Source organism: Streptomyces sp. CA-142005, from assembly GCF_050942335.1.
Lineage (GTDB): Bacteria > Actinomycetota > Actinomycetes > Streptomycetales > Streptomycetaceae > Streptomyces.
Genome location: NZ_CP192078.1, coordinates 799,418 through 817,098, shown reverse-complemented (window position 1 = coordinate 817,098; position 17,681 = coordinate 799,418). Strand labels below are relative to the sequence as shown.

14 protein-coding genes are annotated in these 17,681 nt (G+C 69.7%); 1 reads left to right on the top strand and 13 read right to left on the bottom strand.

Translation table 11 applies throughout. The features are described from left to right. Positions 1–9: 9 nt before the first annotated feature. Positions 10–3,630 (bottom strand): hydantoinase B/oxoprolinase family protein, encoded by a 3,621-nt coding sequence (locus ACQPXS_RS04130; RefSeq protein ID WP_433447001.1) that lies wholly within the window; start codon positions 3,628–3,630, stop codon positions 10–12. Positions 3,631–3,976: 346 nt separating this feature from the next. On the opposite strand from ACQPXS_RS04130, the gene ACQPXS_RS04125 reads away from it, so the two are divergent. Continuing rightward, positions 3,977–5,506 (top strand): methionine--tRNA ligase, encoded by a 1,530-nt coding sequence (locus ACQPXS_RS04125; protein WP_433446999.1) that lies wholly within the window; start codon positions 3,977–3,979, stop codon positions 5,504–5,506. 34 nt (positions 5,507–5,540) lie between these two features. Here the strand turns inward: ACQPXS_RS04125 and ACQPXS_RS04120 are convergent, their stop codons facing one another. The 12 genes from ACQPXS_RS04120 to ACQPXS_RS04065 form a co-directional block, all read right to left on the bottom strand. Next, a complete protein-coding gene (locus ACQPXS_RS04120; RefSeq protein ID WP_433446997.1) occupies positions 5,541–7,613 on the bottom strand; it encodes a SpoIIE family protein phosphatase in 2,073 nt (690 codons plus the stop codon). Between the two features lie 547 nt (positions 7,614–8,160). Further along, entirely contained in the window at positions 8,161–8,508 is a 348-nt protein-coding gene (locus ACQPXS_RS04115) for a hypothetical protein (RefSeq protein ID WP_433446995.1), read from the bottom strand. A 435-nt stretch (positions 8,509–8,943) separates the two neighbouring features. Then, a complete protein-coding gene (locus ACQPXS_RS04110; RefSeq protein WP_433446993.1) occupies positions 8,944–9,867 on the bottom strand; it encodes an RNA polymerase sigma-70 factor in 924 nt (307 codons plus the stop codon). Positions 9,868–10,109: 242 nt separating this feature from the next. Further along, on the bottom strand, positions 10,110–10,583 hold the full coding sequence (locus tag ACQPXS_RS04105) for a carboxymuconolactone decarboxylase family protein (protein ID WP_433446991.1): 474 nt from the start codon (positions 10,581–10,583) through the stop codon (positions 10,110–10,112). A 176-nt stretch (positions 10,584–10,759) separates the two neighbouring features. Next, positions 10,760–11,617 (bottom strand): alpha/beta fold hydrolase, encoded by an 858-nt coding sequence (locus ACQPXS_RS04100; RefSeq protein WP_433446989.1) that lies wholly within the window; start codon positions 11,615–11,617, stop codon positions 10,760–10,762. A gap of 503 nt (positions 11,618–12,120) precedes the next feature. Then, positions 12,121–12,720: a hypothetical protein gene (locus ACQPXS_RS04095; protein WP_433446987.1), complete on the bottom strand. Its 600-nt coding sequence runs from the start codon at positions 12,718–12,720 to the stop codon at positions 12,121–12,123. A gap of 247 nt (positions 12,721–12,967) precedes the next feature. After that, complete coding sequence (locus tag ACQPXS_RS04090) at positions 12,968–13,192, bottom strand: hypothetical protein (RefSeq protein WP_433446985.1); 225 nt, start codon at positions 13,190–13,192, stop codon at positions 12,968–12,970. A gap of 269 nt (positions 13,193–13,461) precedes the next feature. Next, the gene (locus ACQPXS_RS04085) at positions 13,462–13,635 is read right to left on the bottom strand and encodes a hypothetical protein (RefSeq protein ID WP_433446983.1); all 174 of its coding nucleotides are present in this window, start codon (positions 13,633–13,635) and stop codon (positions 13,462–13,464) included. Further along, positions 13,632–14,246 (bottom strand): YceI family protein, encoded by a 615-nt coding sequence (locus tag ACQPXS_RS04080; protein ID WP_433446981.1) that lies wholly within the window; start codon positions 14,244–14,246, stop codon positions 13,632–13,634. The genes ACQPXS_RS04085 and ACQPXS_RS04080 overlap by 4 nt, the downstream gene beginning before the upstream one ends. Positions 14,247–14,439: 193 nt before the next feature. Next, on the bottom strand, positions 14,440–15,186 hold the full coding sequence (locus ACQPXS_RS04075) for an SDR family oxidoreductase (protein WP_433446979.1): 747 nt from the start codon (positions 15,184–15,186) through the stop codon (positions 14,440–14,442). Between the two features lie 127 nt (positions 15,187–15,313). Further along, entirely contained in the window at positions 15,314–17,014 is a 1,701-nt protein-coding gene (locus ACQPXS_RS04070; protein ID WP_433455700.1) for an FAD-binding protein, read from the bottom strand. A 184-nt stretch (positions 17,015–17,198) separates the two neighbouring features. Beyond that, positions 17,199–17,621 (bottom strand): OsmC family protein, encoded by a 423-nt coding sequence (locus ACQPXS_RS04065; protein WP_433446977.1) that lies wholly within the window; start codon positions 17,619–17,621, stop codon positions 17,199–17,201. Positions 17,622–17,681 lie beyond the last annotated feature (60 nt).

Sequence of the window (17,681 nt, the reverse complement as noted above, 5' to 3'; positions counted from 1 at the left end):
CTCTGAGCGTCACTGGGCGGGCGAGGTGCCGTCGGGGGGTCCGTATCCGCCCCCGCCGGGGGTGCGGATCACCAGGAGGTCGCCCCCGGTGACGTCCGCCGTGTCGCAGCCGCGCAGCCGATGAGTGCTGCCGTCGGCGCGCTCGATCAGGTTCTCGCCGAGGGCGCCGGGTGCGCCGCCGGCCATGCCGTAGGGCGGGACACGGCGGTGACCGGAGACGACCGCGACCGTCATCGGCTCGGCGAACCGGATGCGGCGCTCCACCCCGCACCCACCATGCCGGCGGCCGTCCCCGCCGCTGCCCTCGCGGATACGGAACTCCTCCACCCGCACCGGGTAGCGCCACTCCAGGGTCTCGGGGTCGGTCAGGCGGGAGTTGGTCATGTGGGTCTGCACGGCATCCGCGCCGTCGAAGTCCTCGCCCGCGCCGGCGCCGGAGGCGACGGTCTCGTAGTACTGGAAGCGGTCGTTGCCGAAGGAGACGTTGTTCATCGTGCCGGAGCCCTCGGCCTGGGCGCCCAGGACGGCGTACAGGGCGCCGGTGACGGCCTGCGAGGTCTCGACGTTTCCGGCGACGGTGGCGGCCGGGTAGGCGGGGGAGAGCATGGAGCCGGCGGGGATGCGCACGTCGAGAGGCTTCAGGCAGCCGCTGTTGAGCGGGATGTCGTCGGCGACGAGGGTACGGAAGACGTACAGCACGGCTGCCATGACGACGGAGGTGGGCGCGTTCAGATTGCCGGGCTGCTGGGGTGAGGTGCCGGTGAAGTCCAGCACGGCGCCGCGCTGTTCGCGGTCGATGCGCAGGGCGACCTGGATGACGGCGCCGTTGTCGGTCTCGTAGCGGTGCTCGCCGTCGTCCAGGGTGGCGATGATGCGGCGTACGCATTCCTCGGCGTTGTCCTGGACGTGGCCCATGTAGGCGTGGACGACGTCCAGTCCGAACTGGTCGATGACACGGCGCAGTTCGTGGATGCCCTTCTCGTTGGCGGCGATCTGCGCGCGCAGGTCGGCGAGGTTGGTGTCCGGGTCCCGTGAGGGATGGCGGGCGCTGGTGAGCAGGTGGCGGGTCTCGTCCTCGCGGAAGTGCCCGCCGCGCATCAGCAGCCAGTTGTCGAAGAGCACACCCTCCTCGTCGATGACGGTGCTGAACGCGGGCATGGATCCGGGGCTGATGCCGCCGATCTCGGCGTGATGGCCGCGCGAGGCGACCAGGAAGAGGAGCCGCTCGCCCGCCTCGTCGAAGACCGGAGTGACGACGGTGATGTCGGGCAGATGGGTGCCGCCGTGGTACGGGTCGTTGATGGCGTAGACGTCGCCGGGGCGGATCGAGCCCTGGTTGCGGCGCAGGACCTCCTTGATGGACTCGCCCATGGAGCCCAGGTGTACGGGGATGTGGGGAGCGTTGGCGATGAGGCTGCCGTCGGGGGCGAAGACCGCGCAGGAGAAGTCGAGGCGTTCCTTGATGTTGACCGAGTGGGCGGTGCTCTCCAGCCGTACACCCATCTGCTCGGCGATGGACATGAACAGGTTGTTGAAGACCTCCAGCATCACCGGGTCGACGGTGGTGCCGACCGCCGTGCGGGACGGGCGGGGACGGGAGCGGGTGAGGACGAGGTCGCCGTGCTCGTCGGCCGCGGCCCGCCAGCCGGGGTCGACGACCGTCGTCGCATCGGCCTCGGCGATGATCGCCGGGCCCTCGACGCTGTCACTGAGACGCAGGTCGCGGCGTCGGTACAGCCGGGTGGGCTGCCAGCGGTCCTCGGCGAACATCCGTACCGTGTCGGCCGGTTGCAGCGCGTCGGTCCGCGGCGGCGGGACGGTCGGCGTGGCGGTGCGCGGGCCGGAGGAACCGGTGGCCTCGACCTCGACGGCCTCGACGACCAGCGGCTTGCCCATGGTGAAGCCGTAGCGGTCGCGGTGGTCGTGCTCGAAGTGGGCCCGCATGTCGTCGGCCGGGCCCAGTGGCACGGGCAGCGAGAAGTCGGTGCCTTCGTAGCGCAGCAGGGCGCGGGCGGCCGTGCGGACGGTGGCGTCCGGTACGCCGTCCTCGCGCAGCTGGGTGCGTGCCTGTTCCTCCAGCTCGGCGCGCACCGCCTCGACGCGGGTTGCCGTCTCCGGCCGGTCGAGGGCTGCCTCGACGGAGCGTTCGCGCAGCGCGACCGCGTCCGCCACCCCGATGCCGTACGCGGACAGCACACCGGCGAGCGGCGGGATCAGAACGGTGTCGATGCCGAGCCGGTCGGCGACCGCGCAGGCGTGCTGGCCGCCCGCGCCACCGAAGGCGACCAGCGCGTAGCGGGTGATGTCACGGCCGCGCTGGACGGAGATCCTCTTCACCGCGTTCGCGATGTTGAGCACGGCGATGTCGAGGAATCCCGCCGCGACCTCCTCCGGGCTGTGGCGCTTTCCGGTAGCGGCGGCGGTCTGCTCGGCCAGCTCGGTGAAGCGGGCACGGACCGCGGCCTCGTCCAGCGGCTGGTCGCCGTCCTTGCCGAACACCCGAGGAAAGAAGGCGGGTTGGATGCGGCCGAGCATGACGTTGGCATCGGTGACGGTCAGCGGACCGCCGCGCCGGTAGCAGACGGGTCCGGGGTCGGCGCCGGCCGAGTCCGGACCGACGCGGTAGCGCATCCCGTCGAAGTGCAGGATCGAGCCACCGCCCGCGGCGACGGTGTGGATGTCGGTCATCGGTGCCCGCATCCGCACTCCGGCCACCTGGGTGCTCAGGACCCGTTCGATCTCGCCCGCGTAGTGGGACACGTCGGTCGAGGTGCCGCCCATGTCGAAGCCGATGGCCCGGGCATGGCCCGCGCCGGTGGCGGCGCGCGCCATGCCCACGACCCCGCCCGCCGGGCCGGACAGCACGGCGTCCTTGCCCCTGAAGCGGCCCGCCTCGCGCAGGCCGCCCCCGGACTGCATGAACATCAGTCGCACACCGTTCAGCTCAGCGGCCACCTGGTCCACATAACGGCGCAGGATGGGGGAGAGATAGGCGTCGACCACGGTCGTGTCGCCTCGCGGTACCAGCTTGATCAGCGGGCTCACCTCGTGCGAGCAACTGACCTGCGAAAAGCCGACGACGCGGGCCGCCTCGGCGACGGCCGCCTCGTGCGCGGAATAGCGGTAGCCGTGCAGGAAGACCACCGCGGCGCTGCGGAACCCGTCCGCGTGCGCCGCGGCCAGCGCCTCGCGCGCGGCGTCCAGGTCGAGCGGGCGGACGAGTTCGCCGTGGGCGCCCACCCGTTCCTCCACCTCGATCACCCGGTCGTACAGGGCCTCCGGAAGCAGGATCTGCTGGTCGAAGATGCGGGGGCGGTTCTGGTAGGCGATGCGCAGGGCGTCCCGGAAGCCCCGGGTGACGACCAGGACGGTCGGCTCGCCGGTGTGGGTCAGCAGCGCGTTGGTGGCGACGGTGGTGCCCATCTTCACCACCTCGATACGGTCGCCCGGGATCGGCTCGTCCGCCTCCAGGCCCAGCATCTGACGGATACCGGCGACTGCCGCGTCCTGGTACGCCTCAGGCTGCTCCGACAGCAGCTTGCGGCTGACCACCTCGGCATCCGGGGTCACCGCCACGACATCGGTGAAAGTGCCACCACGGTCGATCCAGAACTGCCAGCGACCAGCCATGCACCCATTGTGCGCCCTCGGCCTGCACCACCGCAGAGCCTGCCGTTGCCCACGGACGTAGCCCAGAGCAGGGCTGGGCTCGAACCCGTGTCCGGCCGTCGAGGATCCGGCCACTGCGCCGCCCGAGCCGCCCCGTCGCGCAGCCCGTTGCCCCGCGAAAACCGAATGCCGGCCCGCAGGCCCGGTTGCTAGCATCGGCCTCATGATCACGCCTTGGCCGCAGCATCGGATGATGCCCCGTCGACGGGGCTGCTGAGCATGGACGCGTGACGAATCCGAGGCCCCGGGGACGGGGCCTCGACGTGGTTGTGCGGACCGGGCCTCGTCTCCCTGACAGGAGGTTCCGATGACCGCACCCCGCCACTACATAACCACGACGATCCCGTACGTCAATGCGCGCCCGCATCTGGGCTTCGCCCTGGAGCTCGTCCAGGCGGACACCCTGGCCCGGCACCGCCGCCAACGGGGCGACGACGTACGCCTGTTGAGCGGAACCGACGACAACTCCCTGAAGAACGTACTGGCCGCCGAGGCCGAGGGCATCGACGTACAGTCGCTGGTCGACCGCAACGCCGAGGCGTTCGCCGCCCTGCGGGGCCCGCTCGCGCTGTCGCTCGACGACTTCATCCGCACCAGCCGCGACCCGCGCCACCGCGTCGGCGTCGAACGGCTGTGGCGCCGGTGCGCGGCGGCGGGAGACCTGTACCGCAAGCACTACGAAGGCCTGTACTGCGTCGGCTGCGAGCAGTTCTACGCCGAGGCCGAACTGGTCGACGGGCGCTGCGCCGAGCACGGCACCGAGCCGCAGCTCGTGGCGGAGGAGAACTGGTTCTTCCGGCTGTCCCGCCACGCCGGGCGGCTGCACGAGCTGATCGCCGACGGCACCCTGCGCATCGAACCCGCCGCCCGCCGCAACGAGGTCCTGTCCCTGATCGCGGGCGGTCTGCACGATTTCTCCGTCTCCCGCTCCCACACCCGTGCCCGCGGCTGGGGCATCCTCGTGCCCGGTGACCCCACCCAGGTCGTCTATGTGTGGTGGGACGCGCTGGGCAACTACGTCACCAGCCTCGGCTACGGCGCCGACGACCCCGCCTACGAGCAGTGGTGGGTGACGAGCGAGCGCCGTACCCATCTGATCGGCAAGGGTGTGGTGCGCTTTCACGCCGTGTACTGGCCGGCGATGCTGCTGTCGGCCGGTCTGCCGCTGCCCACCGACATCCTCGTCCACGACTACCTCACCGTCGACGGCCGCAAGATCAGCAAATCCGGCGGGACCACCGTCGACCCGGTCGCCCTCGCCGACGCGTACGGCACCGACGCGGTGCGCTGGTGGCTGCTGCGTGAGGTCCCCCGCGTCGGGGACGCCGACTTCACCCCGGACCGGCTGATCGCGCGGGCCGACGCGGACTTCGCGGGGGGCCTTGGCAACCTCGTCCACCGCATCGTGACCATGGTCCACCGCTACCGGGGCGGGGCGGTGCCCTTGCTCGGCACCGACCGGTTCACCGTGTCGACGCTGCTGGACGTGTGCGCGAAGGCTCCTGCCCGGATCGACGCGGCGCTCGCCGACTTCGACTTCCGCCGTGCCACGGGCGCCACCTGGGACATCGTGGAGGAGGCCAACCGGTGCATCGATGTCACGCGGCCCTGGGAGCTGGCCCGAGCGGAACGCCACGGCCATGCCGCTGCGGGCGAACGCCTCGACGCGGTCCTGTCCGCCCTGGTCGCGGGGTGTCGTGTCCTCGCCGAGGAGCTGCGGCCCTTCATCCCCGACGCCGCGGCCCGGATCGCGGCGCAGGTGACATCCCTGGACGGGTTCCTGCCGCCCGCGACCCCGCTGTTCCTCCGGTTCCAAGAAGCCACGCCGCCTGCGTGAGGCCCTGCGCCATGCGGCAGCGGTCTGCCGACGATCAACTGGTTTGCACCCGGGCGATGAGCAGGGCGACGTCGTCGTGGCTGGCGGGGTGCCGGAGCTGCTCCAGGAGCCGGCCGCAGGTCTCCTCCGCGGAGCGGTACGGCACGGACAACTGGCGCAGTAGATCGTTGAGGCGCTCGTCGATGGGATCGTTGCGGGTTTCGACCAGCCCGTCGGTGTACAGGACGAGCTGGTCACCGGGCTCCAGGTCGAGCGTGGTCGTCTCGAAGGGAACGCCGCCGACTCCGAGCGGAGTGCCGGTGGGCAGATCGAGGAGTTCCGGTGGTCTGCCGGCCCGGATGAGGACCGGCGGCAGGTGACCGGCCGAGGCCATCTGCAACCGGCCGCGGTGGGGGTCGTAGACCGCGTAGACGCACGTGGCGATGTACGGGTCCAAACCGTGCGTGATCTTGTCGAGGTGGGTGAGGATCCGGGAGGGCTCGAGGCCGAGGTCGGCGAGGGTGGAGGTGGCGGTGCGCAGGCGGCCCATGGCGGTGGCGGCCGGGATGCCGCTGCCCATGACGTCGCCCACGGCGAGCGCGGTGCGGTCACCGTCCAGGGCGATGACGTCGTACCAGTCGCCGCCGACCTCGCTGAAAGCCTGCGCGGGCCGGTATCGTGCGGCGACCTCCAGGCCGGGGTGCTGAGGCGAGAGCTGCGGGAGCAGGCTGCGCTGGAGGGTTTCGGCGGCGCTGCGGATGTGCTGGTGCAGGACGGCGTTGTCGATGCTCAACGCGGCGGTCGAGGCGAGTTCGCAGGCGATGGCGAGGTCGTCCTCGTCGAAGGGCAGGGGATTGCGGGCACGGGCCAGTCCCATGACGCCGATGAGCTGTTCCCGGGCGATGAGCGGGACCGCCATGTCCGTGTGCACGCCGGCATGGGCGAGCAGGCGGGCGGCCGTGGAGTCGGCGGCGATCCGGGCGTGGTCGCCGCTGCCCAGGTGGGTGATCAGATGGGGCTCGCGGGTGCGGACGCAGTGGGCCGCCGGGTGGTCGGCGTGGTATGTGGTGAGCCGGCCGGGCGGAACGATTGCCTGGGCCGCGTCCGTGGGATAGGCGGTCTTCACCGCCAGCGCACGGAACAGCGGAGGGCCCTCGCCGAGCTCTGCGCGGCCCGTCCGCAGGACGGAGTCCAGCAGGTCCACCGCGACCATGTCGGCCAGGCCGGGCACAACGACATCGGCCAGTTCCTGCGCGGTCCGTTCCACCTCCAAGGTGGTGCCGATGCGGGCCGAGCCGTTGGCCACCAGGCGCAGGCGCTGCTGGGCCCGGTCGGCCTTCCTGGCTGCTCGGTACCGGTCGGTGACGTCCACCACCACGTTGGCGATGCCCAGCACGTCCGCGTGGTGGTCCTCCAGCCGGTAGATCGACACCGTCCAGGCGTGGTCGTCGTCCGGTACGGCGCACGTCCGGCCCGTCACCTGCTGCTCGATGACGGGAACGCCGCTCTGCAGGACCCGCCGCATCGTGCTTTCCGCGCCCCGGAACGACGTGCCGGGCAGGATGTCGTGGAAACGGCGGCCGATGTGGTCGGCCACGGGAACGCCGTGCATCTTCGCCAGTGCCGGGTTGACGGCCAGGTAGCGCAGGTCGGTGTCGAGGACGGCCAGCCCGATCGGGGCCTGGCTGACCAGCCGCGTGGACAGCGCCACCTTGCGTTCCACGTGCCGCAGGGTGGCCCGGTCGATGGCGAGCCCGAGGGCGTAGTGGTCGCCGACGTTGTCGGTCAGCCGCATGTTGCGGAATTCGACCATGCGGGTGGTGCCGTCCTTGTGCCGGATCGGGAACGCCCCGGCCCAATTGCTGCCGGTCTCCATCACCTCGGCGAACAGTGTGATCGCCGCCTCGCGGTGTTCGGGGTGCAGCAGCAGCGGCGCCGCGTACTGCCCGGCCGCCTCGCCGCGGGTGTAGCCGAACAGCTCTTCGGCCTGCGGGCTCCACATGTCGATCCGCCCGTCGGCCTCCAGGAGCACCGCGGCGACGCCCAGCAGGTCCATCAGCCCGCTCGGAGCCGACGCGACGTCCTGCGCACGGCCCTCTCGCTCCGGGTGCTGCTCTGCTCGGCGCATCACTCGGTCCTTCCACCGCCGCTCTCACCGCGTACCCCACCTGAGCACGCCGGACAGGCGAAACGGCTCCTCGCCGGTCGGCGGCGGATCTGTCCGGCAGGCGACACGGGATCAGCGGCAGCCCCGCGAGCGCCGGGACCGGGATGTGGGCGAGCACGTCCGGCAGCAGCGCGTCCGCCGGCTGCTGTTTCGGGGCTCCTGCGGAGGACTTCGCCAGACGGGCCGCGGCCGGGGTTTGGTGGGACATCGCAACCGCGGGCATCACCCTGCCAGGAACGACCGCGCAGCCTCGTCTTCGACGACCAGCCAGGCCCGAGCGCTGACCGAGTCATTCCACGTTAGGCCATGTCTCCTTCATCCGGCTGGCGGTTACCGCTTGGCCCCGCTCCATGGCACGGCGGGCTGGCGCCTGAGACGAGCGCTGGGGGGCCGAAGGCCGCAAGCAGCGGCCTTCGGCCCCCCAGCAGGATGTGGTGGCCGGTTCGGCTATGGGGACACGGCAGAGGGGGTGGTTGCCCTCCGCGTCACAGCACAGCCTCCAAGGTGGTCAACGGCGGCCGAAGTAGCGGTCGTGATCCCAGTGCCGGTCGCCGTACCAGCCGTGGTGCCAGCCGTGGTGCCAGCCGTGGTCCCGATGCCAGCCCCAGTCCCGGACCCAGCAACCCCGGTCACGGTCCCAGCGCCAACCGCCGTCCCGGTCCCGGTCCCAACGGTCCCGGTCGCCGAAGCGACCGTCGTGGTCGTGGCCGCTCCAGTAGCTGTGCGAGTAACTCCTCCCGTTGTCCCGGTCATGGTCGCTTCCAGCGGCCAGGGCCGGCATGGCGGCCGCGCCGACGAGGGCGCCCGAAGCCACACAGGTGGCGAGCAGGCGGATCGTCGTACGAGAAACAGACATGAATCTGTCACCTCACGTTCGTGCATGCGCACCGACCTGGTCAGGGCCGGTGTGCAATCCGACATTCCCGGCTCGGTGCCGAGGTCCCACACTGTGGCTCTTCGCCACGAAATGGGACGAATGAACCGTTTCCTGTTACAAAGCACAGATATATCCGTAACTCTCGCTTGTATGGACCATCGATGCCGGAGGGAGCCGGGTACCGGCCCTGTCCCGGCTGGGGATCACGTTGCGAGCAGCGAAAAGCAGCCGACCGGGCCGTGACGCTCCTGGCGGTCTCGCCGCCTCGACTCCTTCCAATGGCCCAACGGCTTTTGTAACTTCGGGGGGCCTCTGTTCGGTGAGCCGTTCCGGCCTGCGCCGGACTCGTGGCCGACCCGGCGGCCGATGACCTGAGCTGCCGGTGAACGATTGGGCGTTGACCAATTCGTGTGGTCAGTTCGGCTGCCGGCGGGCCTGCTTCACCTCGCGGTCGATGGCCCAGGCGTCGGCGAGGGCCCCGATATGACCGAGCTTGTCGGGATTGATCACCGCGCGGATGGTCTGAATCTGCCCGTCGTGCACATCGAGGGCCAGGGTGTGGAGCACCTTGCCGTGCCGGTCGCGGAAGATCGCACCGGGCTGGCCGTTGATCTCGTGCGGCTCGAACGTCACGTCGATCCGGCTCATCAATGGGAAGACCGTGCCCAGCAGCCGGGCCACGTTCTCCGCGCCCGTGACGGCCTTGGCCAGCTGTGGGGCCTTGCCGCCGCCGTCCCCGACCAGCTGCACATCGGCGGCCAGCAGATCCTGCAGCCCACCCACGTCGCCGTCCCTCAGCGCGTCGAAGAACCGCGTCGCCAGCTCCTGCCGCTCCTCACGATCCGCTGTGAATCGCGGCCGCCCGGCTTCCATATGCCGCCGTGCCCGCACCACCAACTGCCGGCACGCCGCCTCCGAACGCCCCACAGCCGCGGCGACCTCGTCGAACCCGAAGGCGAACACCTCCCGCAGCACAAACACCGCCCGCTCCAGCGGACTGAGCCGCTCCAGCAGCAACAACGCCGCTATCGACACCGAGTCGGCCAGTTCCACCGACCTTGCCGGATCCAGATACGGATCGCTCAGCAGCGGCTCGGGAAACCACGGACCTACGTACGCCTCCCGCCGCATCCGAGCGGAGCGCAGCACATCGATCGAGATCCGTGTCACCGCGGCCGACAGGAAAGCCTTGGCCGACGTGGGCCGCGTCGCCGAGCGGTCAAAGCGGAGCCATGTCTCCTGCACCGCATCCTCGGCCTCACCCACACTGCCCAGGATCCGGTAGGCGATCGAGAACAGCAGCGGCCGCAGCTCCTCGAACTCCTCGACCTTGCTCACGCCGACTCACCCTTCTCTTGAAGCCACCCACCCTGCCGTGCTCGTCGACGCAGGCCTCTTCCGGTGATCATCCGGACCACCGGCAGGCCAGGCCAACGTCACTGAACTCTGGGGCTCGGGGGCCGTAGCCGAACCCCGAGCCAGTTGCCGATGCCCTTCGGAAGTCGGCACCGAGCGGCCTGACGAAGCCGACGCCGACGTCTTCGGTTCGGCCCCCACCAGGCGACATCCTCCTCCACCTCTCAGTGGAACTGCCCGACCTCGTAGTTGCCGGCCGGCTGCCGCGTGATGATGTTCAGCCGGTTCACCGAGTTCATGAAGGAGACCAGGATCACCAGGGCGGTGAGCTGTTCCTCGTCATAGTGCTCGGCGGCGCGCGCCCACACGTCATCGCTGACCCCATCGGCCGCATCCGCGACCCGGGTCCCCTCCTCCGCCAGCTCCAGCGCGGCACGCTCGGCCTCGGTGAAGACCGTGGCCTCCCGCCACGCCGCCACCAGGTTCAGCCGCACCGAGGTCTCACCGGCAGCGGCAGCCTCCTTCGTGTGCATGTCGATGCAGACGGCGCAGCCGTTGATCTGGCTCACGCGCAGTGCCACCAGCTCCTGCGTCGTGGCCGGCAGCGGCGATTCCTTGAGCGCCTTGCCGGCCGACATGAAGTACTTGAGGGCCTTGCCGGCGGTCGGGCTGGCGAAGTAGTTCAGTCGTGCGTCCATGGTGTGCTCCTTCGCGGTCGTCAGTGGCTGCACACCCTGAGACGGGGGAGTACGACCCCCTGTGACACGGGCGAATGTGACCTGCAACACCCGGCCACCGGCGCACGGATGATTCCTGCCCCCGGGCACACTCCGGGCCGACGGGGCCTACACCCTGCGGGGACGTCCTGTGGAAGTCACTCGGCCGAGCCGTGTGGCATGGCGAGGAAGTCGACCACCGCAGCGGCGAATTCCTCCGGTTGCTCGACGTGGCCCAGGTGGCCGGTCCTGTCGAGGACCACGAGGTGCGCCCCGGGGATCGCCTGGTGCATCATGCGGGCCCAGCGCGGCCCGCAGATGAAGTCCGCCTCTCCGACCACGACCAGCGTGGGGGCCGTGACGCGGGACAGCTCCTCGCGGACATCGAAAGGCGTGTCTTCGCCAAGTGACGGTGCGGCATACATGCGCAGTTCCCGGCGTGCGGGCCCGAACTCCTTCTCGCGTCCCCAGTAGTCGAAGAAGTAGGCGGGAGAGATGGAGCGGAGCACCGCGGTCGCCTCGTCGTCGGTGAGCCGGCCCAGCGGCGTCGTGAGCCCGGCGGCGTAGGTGGCCGCCTCGGGGTGGTCGGTGGCGTGGCGCCGCGCGAATCGCTCCATATGGGCGACGGCGGCGGACCAGAAGTCCTCGCCGGTCACCGGCGAGGTGTCGTAGAGGACCAAAGAGGCGACGTGCTCCGGGTGATCGAGCGCGTACCGCTGGGCGACGAACCCTCCGTGGGAGTGGCCGAGCAGGGAGACACCGGGCACTGCCATGTGCTGGACCACCGCGTGCAGGAAGTGGGTGTAGGTGGCCAGGTTGTAGGCGCGCGGGTCGGGCAGCCGACCGGACGCGCCGGTGCCGACCGGCTCGATGTAGACCATGGTCAGGTGCCGCTCCAGCAGGGTCATGCGCAGATAGTCCCAGCCGATGCCGGGTCCTCCGGGGTGGGCGATGCACACCGGCCCCGTGCCGGCGACATGGTAGCGCTGCTCGATGAGGGTGGAGCCGTGCGGCACCGCCACAGTGTGAGTGCCTCGAGACAGAGGTGATGCGGGGTCCGGCACGGGGGAGGGCAGGTGGGCTGCCTCGTAAGATCGGTTCACAGCTCAGATGCTGCGGCAACGACCGAGAGCTCATCAAGACATGGTGGTAAACATTCACACGGTGTTACGCCCGCGCCAGGCGCCTGCCCGTGCGACAGACACAAAAAACAAAAGGTTTGATAGGCTCACCACAGTGTTCCGGGCGCCACACGATCCCCCGACGGTGGCGCCCGGGACCATTTCCCGACCGGTTGCGGACTCTCAGGTCACGGCGAAGCCGAACACATCGGCGTAGAAGCGGAATTCGTTCTCCAGGCAGGTCCCCAGCGTCGACCGCCGACGGAAGCCGTGACCCTCACCGGGCACGGTAGAGGTCCGTTCGCTGCCCTCGCGCTGATGAGCGAGTCCAGGTAGTGCGACTCGAAGACGCCGTGGCAGTCGTGCTCTGGGACTGGGACTGGGACTGAGGGACGCGTCTAGGAAGCGGAGCGCTTGGCGCGGTAGAGGCCTCGGCCGGTCCGCCGGATACGCGATGCGCCGACAAGGCGGTCGAGCGTGCTGCGGACCGCGTTGATGCTTCCGCTGTCGGAGTCACGCCCCAGAGCTGCCGCGACATCGCGGGCTCGGACGTCGGCATCGCCGGCTGCGGCGAAGTACTCCATGATCTGTTCGGTGAGCCTGCCGTACTTCTTCTCCCCGCCGGTGTCGGTGCCGACCTCGGTGTGGCGTTGCGTGCCTCTGCCGGGCTTCGTCGGCTGGGCCTGGGCCACGACCCCGGACGTCACCGTCGCGTCGGCCGGCTCGGGGGAGGCAGCGCGCGTCTGCCGGGCGACCGGTGCGGCAGCCTCGGCAGGTTCCGCGGCCGCGGTACCGACCGCCGGGCGCGCCTCGCCGGCCGGGGTGAGCATCAGGGTCTCAAGGGTGCTGAGGGCCCGCTGCACCGAGCCGAGGTGCGCCACGACAGCGGCCAGCTCCCTTTCCAGTGCCTGCTTCTGGATCTGCAGCCGTGCCAACTCGGCCTGGAGGCTCTCGGCGGTGACCGCGATGTCATGCGCCGCGTGGGTTTCGGAGACCATGTCTTCCTCTCATCCTCAACCCTTCCTGCCACGCCGGGCCGGCCTGCGATGGCGCCCGGCCCGGACGCGGAAACGGGTATCCCTCGACATCATATGCAGCGGTCTCATCGCCCCCCGATGATGGGAACCCGAAGGAACAAGGTAGGTCGACATCCCCTTGATTATTGCCACTGTTTGCCCGCTGATACAACGGGACGCAACACACGGTGGTCGTCGATGATCCGATCACCTTCCCTCCGGTGTCCTCTCAGCCGGATGACCCGCAGTGTTCCCCGCCGTCCGGGGCTTCGGCGCAGGACGGCCACGCGGGGCGCAAACGGTGCAGCGTCTCGGTGACGACGGTGATGCGCTCGTCGACGCTGTCAATCGCCTCCTGAAGCATGCGCAGGTGGGCCTCGAGCAGCGCGGCCTCGACTGCCAGCGACACGCCGGCTGCGGCAAGGTCGGAGTACTCGTCGGGGTCTCGGGGCATCACGGGTCTTTCTGCGGCTCGAGCCGCTGGTCGTAAGGAAACCGGAGCGTGAGTGGACGGCGAAGGGAGCATCGCTCGAAGCCACGGCCCGCCCGAAGGCTCATGGCCGCCGCCGGTGCTTGACGTACGCATGGCGGTGCCGACAGCCCCCTGGTCTGCGCGTCCGGCTCTCCGCTGGCGGTCGCAGGTCTCACCGGGTGGGCGAGACCCGCGATCCGCCGGATCGTCAGTCCGAACGGTGAGGCGGTGTCCAGACCGAGGAAGACGGCCTAGCGAGGGCGAAACTCGTGCAGGGCAGCGGAGATGACCCGCATCCGCTCGGTGAGGTCGGTGAGCTCTTGGCGCAGCTCGATGACACGGGTCTGAAGCTCGGCGGCCTCGGCGGCCAGCGACACGACTGTGGCCGCGATGCCGACTTGGTTCTCGGCGGCTTGACTCATCATGTGCCTCTCTGCGACGGAGACCGGTGAGTTCGGTTGCGTCGTACGGCGGATATGTCGAGGAGCAGCTTCACCTTGCCGCCGAGCAGGACCCCACCCGTCGCCGGGCCGGGGTTGCCGTCGAGTCCCCAGTCGGCGCGCTGAAGGGTGGCCGTGCCGCGAAACTCGACACGGTCGTCGCCGTTGGCGTCCCGGCTCGCTCTGCGGAACTCAAGGTCGACGTGGACGGGTAGTTCGACGTCCTTGATCCGGAGGTGACCCGCCATAAGGGATTGATCGTCACCCGTATCGATGATCCCGGTGGAGCGGAAACTCATCAGCGGGAACAGGGCCGAGTCGAGGAAGTCCGGGCCGGTGAGCCACGCGTCCCGCTCCGGCCATCCCGTGTTCACGCTGCCGGTCTGGACACTGACGTAAGCCTCGGACCTGGCGGCACGGACCCTGCCGAGCTTGATGAGTCCTTCGAAGGCGGTGAATTCTCCGCGGACGTCGGACTTCACGGCGCGCCTGACGGAGAAACCGATCGTGCTGCGGACCGGGTCGATGATGTAGAAGCCACTCGGCCCGATAGAGGGAGCGGAGTCGAAAATGAGGGATTCCTTGCGGCGGAACATGACGGGCCGGTTCCTTCTCATGCCGATCGTGGTAAGAGGCGCACTTCGGCCTATTGCGTGCGTCCGGTGGAAACCAAGGCTGCTGATCGAGTGCTGTGCCGTCGGTCGTGAATGCCGACGCCCGGACCCGAGGAGGACGATGAGGCCGGAGTGCGGGGGCGGCCTGCCGGCAGAGGCCACCCCCACAGGGGTCTTACTGCTGCTGCGCGAGCCAGTCGGAGAACCGGGCCTCACCGATGTGCGCGCCCGAGGCCGGCAGAAGCGTGGTCTCCTTCAGCTCGGCACCGAAGTACGGGGCGTGCACGTCCGCCACCACCGTACGGGGGTCGTTCTTGGCGGCCAGTCCCTTGCCGATCAGCTGGTCGAGCCGGAACTCGTCGGGGCCCGCGACCTCCACCACGCCATTGATCGGCTTGGCCACCGCGGTGCGGCCGACGGTCGCGGCCACGTCGTCGGAGCTCACGGGCTGGATCTTCACAGGGGCCAGACGCACGGTGTCGCCCTCGGTGGCCGCGTCGGCGATGGCCTTCACGAACTCGAAGAACTGGGTGGCGTGGACGATGGAGTAGGGGATGCCGGACGCCTTGATCAGCTCTTCCTGGGCCTGCTTGGCGCGGAAGTACCCACTGTCCTGCAGGCGTTCGGTGCCGACCACGGACAGCGCCACGTGGTGCGTCACGCCCGCCTCGGTCTCCGCCTTCAGCAGGTTGGTCGTGGACGTGCGGAAGAAGTCCATGACGGCCTCGTCCTCGAACGACGGCGAGTTGGACACGTCGATCACCACCGAAGCGCCCTTCAGGACCTCTGCCAGACCCTCGCCCGTCAGAGTGTTGACGCCGGTGCTGGGCGCGGCGGCCACCGCCTCGTGACCGTGCTCGCCCAGCCTGGCAACGACCTTCGAGCCGATGAGACCGGTTCCACCGATCACTACGACCTTCATAGCGGATTCCTCTCAGAGAATTTCAGGGTGCGGCGCTCGCTTCGTACGGTGAACTACGCGCCGGCACCGTGCGAATTCGCCCTTATGGAGAAAGACAGGACAGGGGGACTCCTTGTGACAGGAGTGGCTACTCGGCCAGTTTCCCTTCGGTCGAGACCTCTTCCATCAAAGAGGCGATCTCGTCCGGGACGGCCGGAATGCTCTCGCGGGTGATACCGGTCGTCGGCGACCACACCAGATTGACCTGCAGAGCGGGATCCAGCTCGGGGTAGTCGCTGCGGTTGTGGCAGCCACGGGTCTCGCGGCGCTCCAGCGCTGCTTCGAGAGTGGCCCGCGCCGCCAGCGTCGCGGACTTGAGATCAAAGGCATGTGCGAGGTCCTGATAGCCGGCGATGTCCGGGTGTACGCCGACGTCCTCCATCCGCTTCTCGATCACCGCGAGCTCCGCCAGCCCGGCACGCAGGCCCTCTTCACTCCGTACGACACCCGCGTACGCGGTCATGATGTCGCGGACGGCACGCTGCAGGGCGCGGACGTTCTCCGGACCGTCGGCCGCGAGGAGCTGGTCGACCTCCTCGCGGGCTTGGGCGATCGCCGACGCCGACCGCGGCTGCGCGGGGAGGGACTGCGAGTACGCGGCAGCCGCCTGACCGGTGAGCCGGCCGAACACCAGGAGCTCGATGAGACTGTTCCCGCCGAGCCGGTTGGCGCCGTGCAGCCCGCTGGACGCCTCGCCGATGGCATACAGCCCACGCACGTCGGTGCTGTGGTCCTCGGGACGCACCCACACACCGCCCATCGAGTAGTGCGCGGTGGGCGCGATCTCGATCGGCTCCCGGGTGATGTCCAGCATCTGCAGATCCATCAGCGTCTGGTAGACGCGGGGCAGCCGCGTCATGATCGTCTGCCGTGGCAGGTGCGAGACATCGAGCCACACGCCCCCGTGCGGGGTCCCCCGCCCCTCCTGGATCTCCGTGTAGGAGGCCAGCGCCACGCGGTCGCGGGTTGACAGTTCCATGCGGTCGGGGTCGTAGCGGCTCATGAACCGCTCCCCGAGCGCGTTGCGCAGGATTCCGCCCTCCCCCCGGGCCGCCTCACTGACCAGAGTGCCCGCCGCGTGCTCCGGCTCGATGATCCCGGAAGGGTGGAACTGGACCAGCTCGGGGTCGCGCAGCCGGGCCCCGGCCTCCACGGCCAGGCGGAAGGAGTCGCCGGTGTTCTCGTCACGGCGCGAGGACGTTCGCCGCCAGATGCGGGTGTGGCCGCCCGCGGCGAGGATGACGGCATCGGCGTGGATCAGGTAGCGCGTTCCCTTGGCAAGATCGAAGCCGTAGGCACCGAAGACAGCGCCGTCGTGCACCAGAAGCCGGGTGATGTAGACACCGTCGAGCACGGGGATGTCGAGCCGGCCCGCACGCCTGATGAGCGTGCGCTGGATCTCCAGGCCGGTGTAGTCGCCGGCGAAGGCGGTACGCCGGAACTTGTGCGCGCCGAAGAAGCGCTGGGAAAGCCGGCCGTCCTCTTCCCTGGCGAAGGCCATACCGTAGCGTTCCAGGTCACCGATGCCCTGGGCGGCGCCCCGGGTGACGATCTCGACGGTCCGAGGGTCGGCCAGCAGATAGCTCTCCTTGAGCGTGTCTGCCGCGTGCTGCTGCCAGGTGTCCTCGGGATCCATGGTGGCCAGGGCCGCGTTGATGCCACCGGCCGCCAGCGCCGTATGAGCGTCCTCCTTGGCACGCTTGCCGACCGCGAGGACGTCGACTCCGGCCTCTGCCAGTTCGATCGCCGCGCGCAGCCCGGCACCTCCGGTGCCGATGACCAGCACCATGGTGGAAATACGTCGTTCGGGGATTGCCACGGTCCACTCCGATCGCCAGGGTCTGTCATCCACTACGACAGGGAAGTCCTGACATCTGTGACACCTTGGCCTCCGCCCCGGACGTCATGAGGGCGCGGATCGGGTCGATCCGGCCGCGCCGGGCCTCGGGCGGGGAAGATTAGTCCTGGGCGTTTCATCGCGGCAGTGACGGGTCTCCGGATGCCTGGGACTTCCCGACGAGCGTGGGTACCGTCACCACCGAGGCCGTCCGGGTCAGGAGACGCTGCACGGGACAGCGCCGGGCGACTGTCAGCAGTTGCTCCACACGGGCGGGCTCCAGATCACCCGTCAAGCGGACCTCCTTGACGATCTGCCCATGCCGATCGAACCGCACCATCACATCGACGTGGTCGAGCGGCCAACCGTGCCGGTCGGCGAAGGCCCGGACGGCCATGGAGGTGCAGGACCCCAGCGCGGCCAGGAGCAGTTCTCCGGGCGTGGGTCCCGTATCGGTGCCGATGGGCTGAGGCTCGTCCGCGGTCAGCACGTGCGGACCGACCGCGATGGAGCGGGCGAGTCGCGGACCTTCACTGATGGACACGATGCGGGTATTCATCCGTCTTCCCCTCGGGCAGGACGCCCCGTACGGCGCACGGCCGTTGATCGCCGAGGGGGC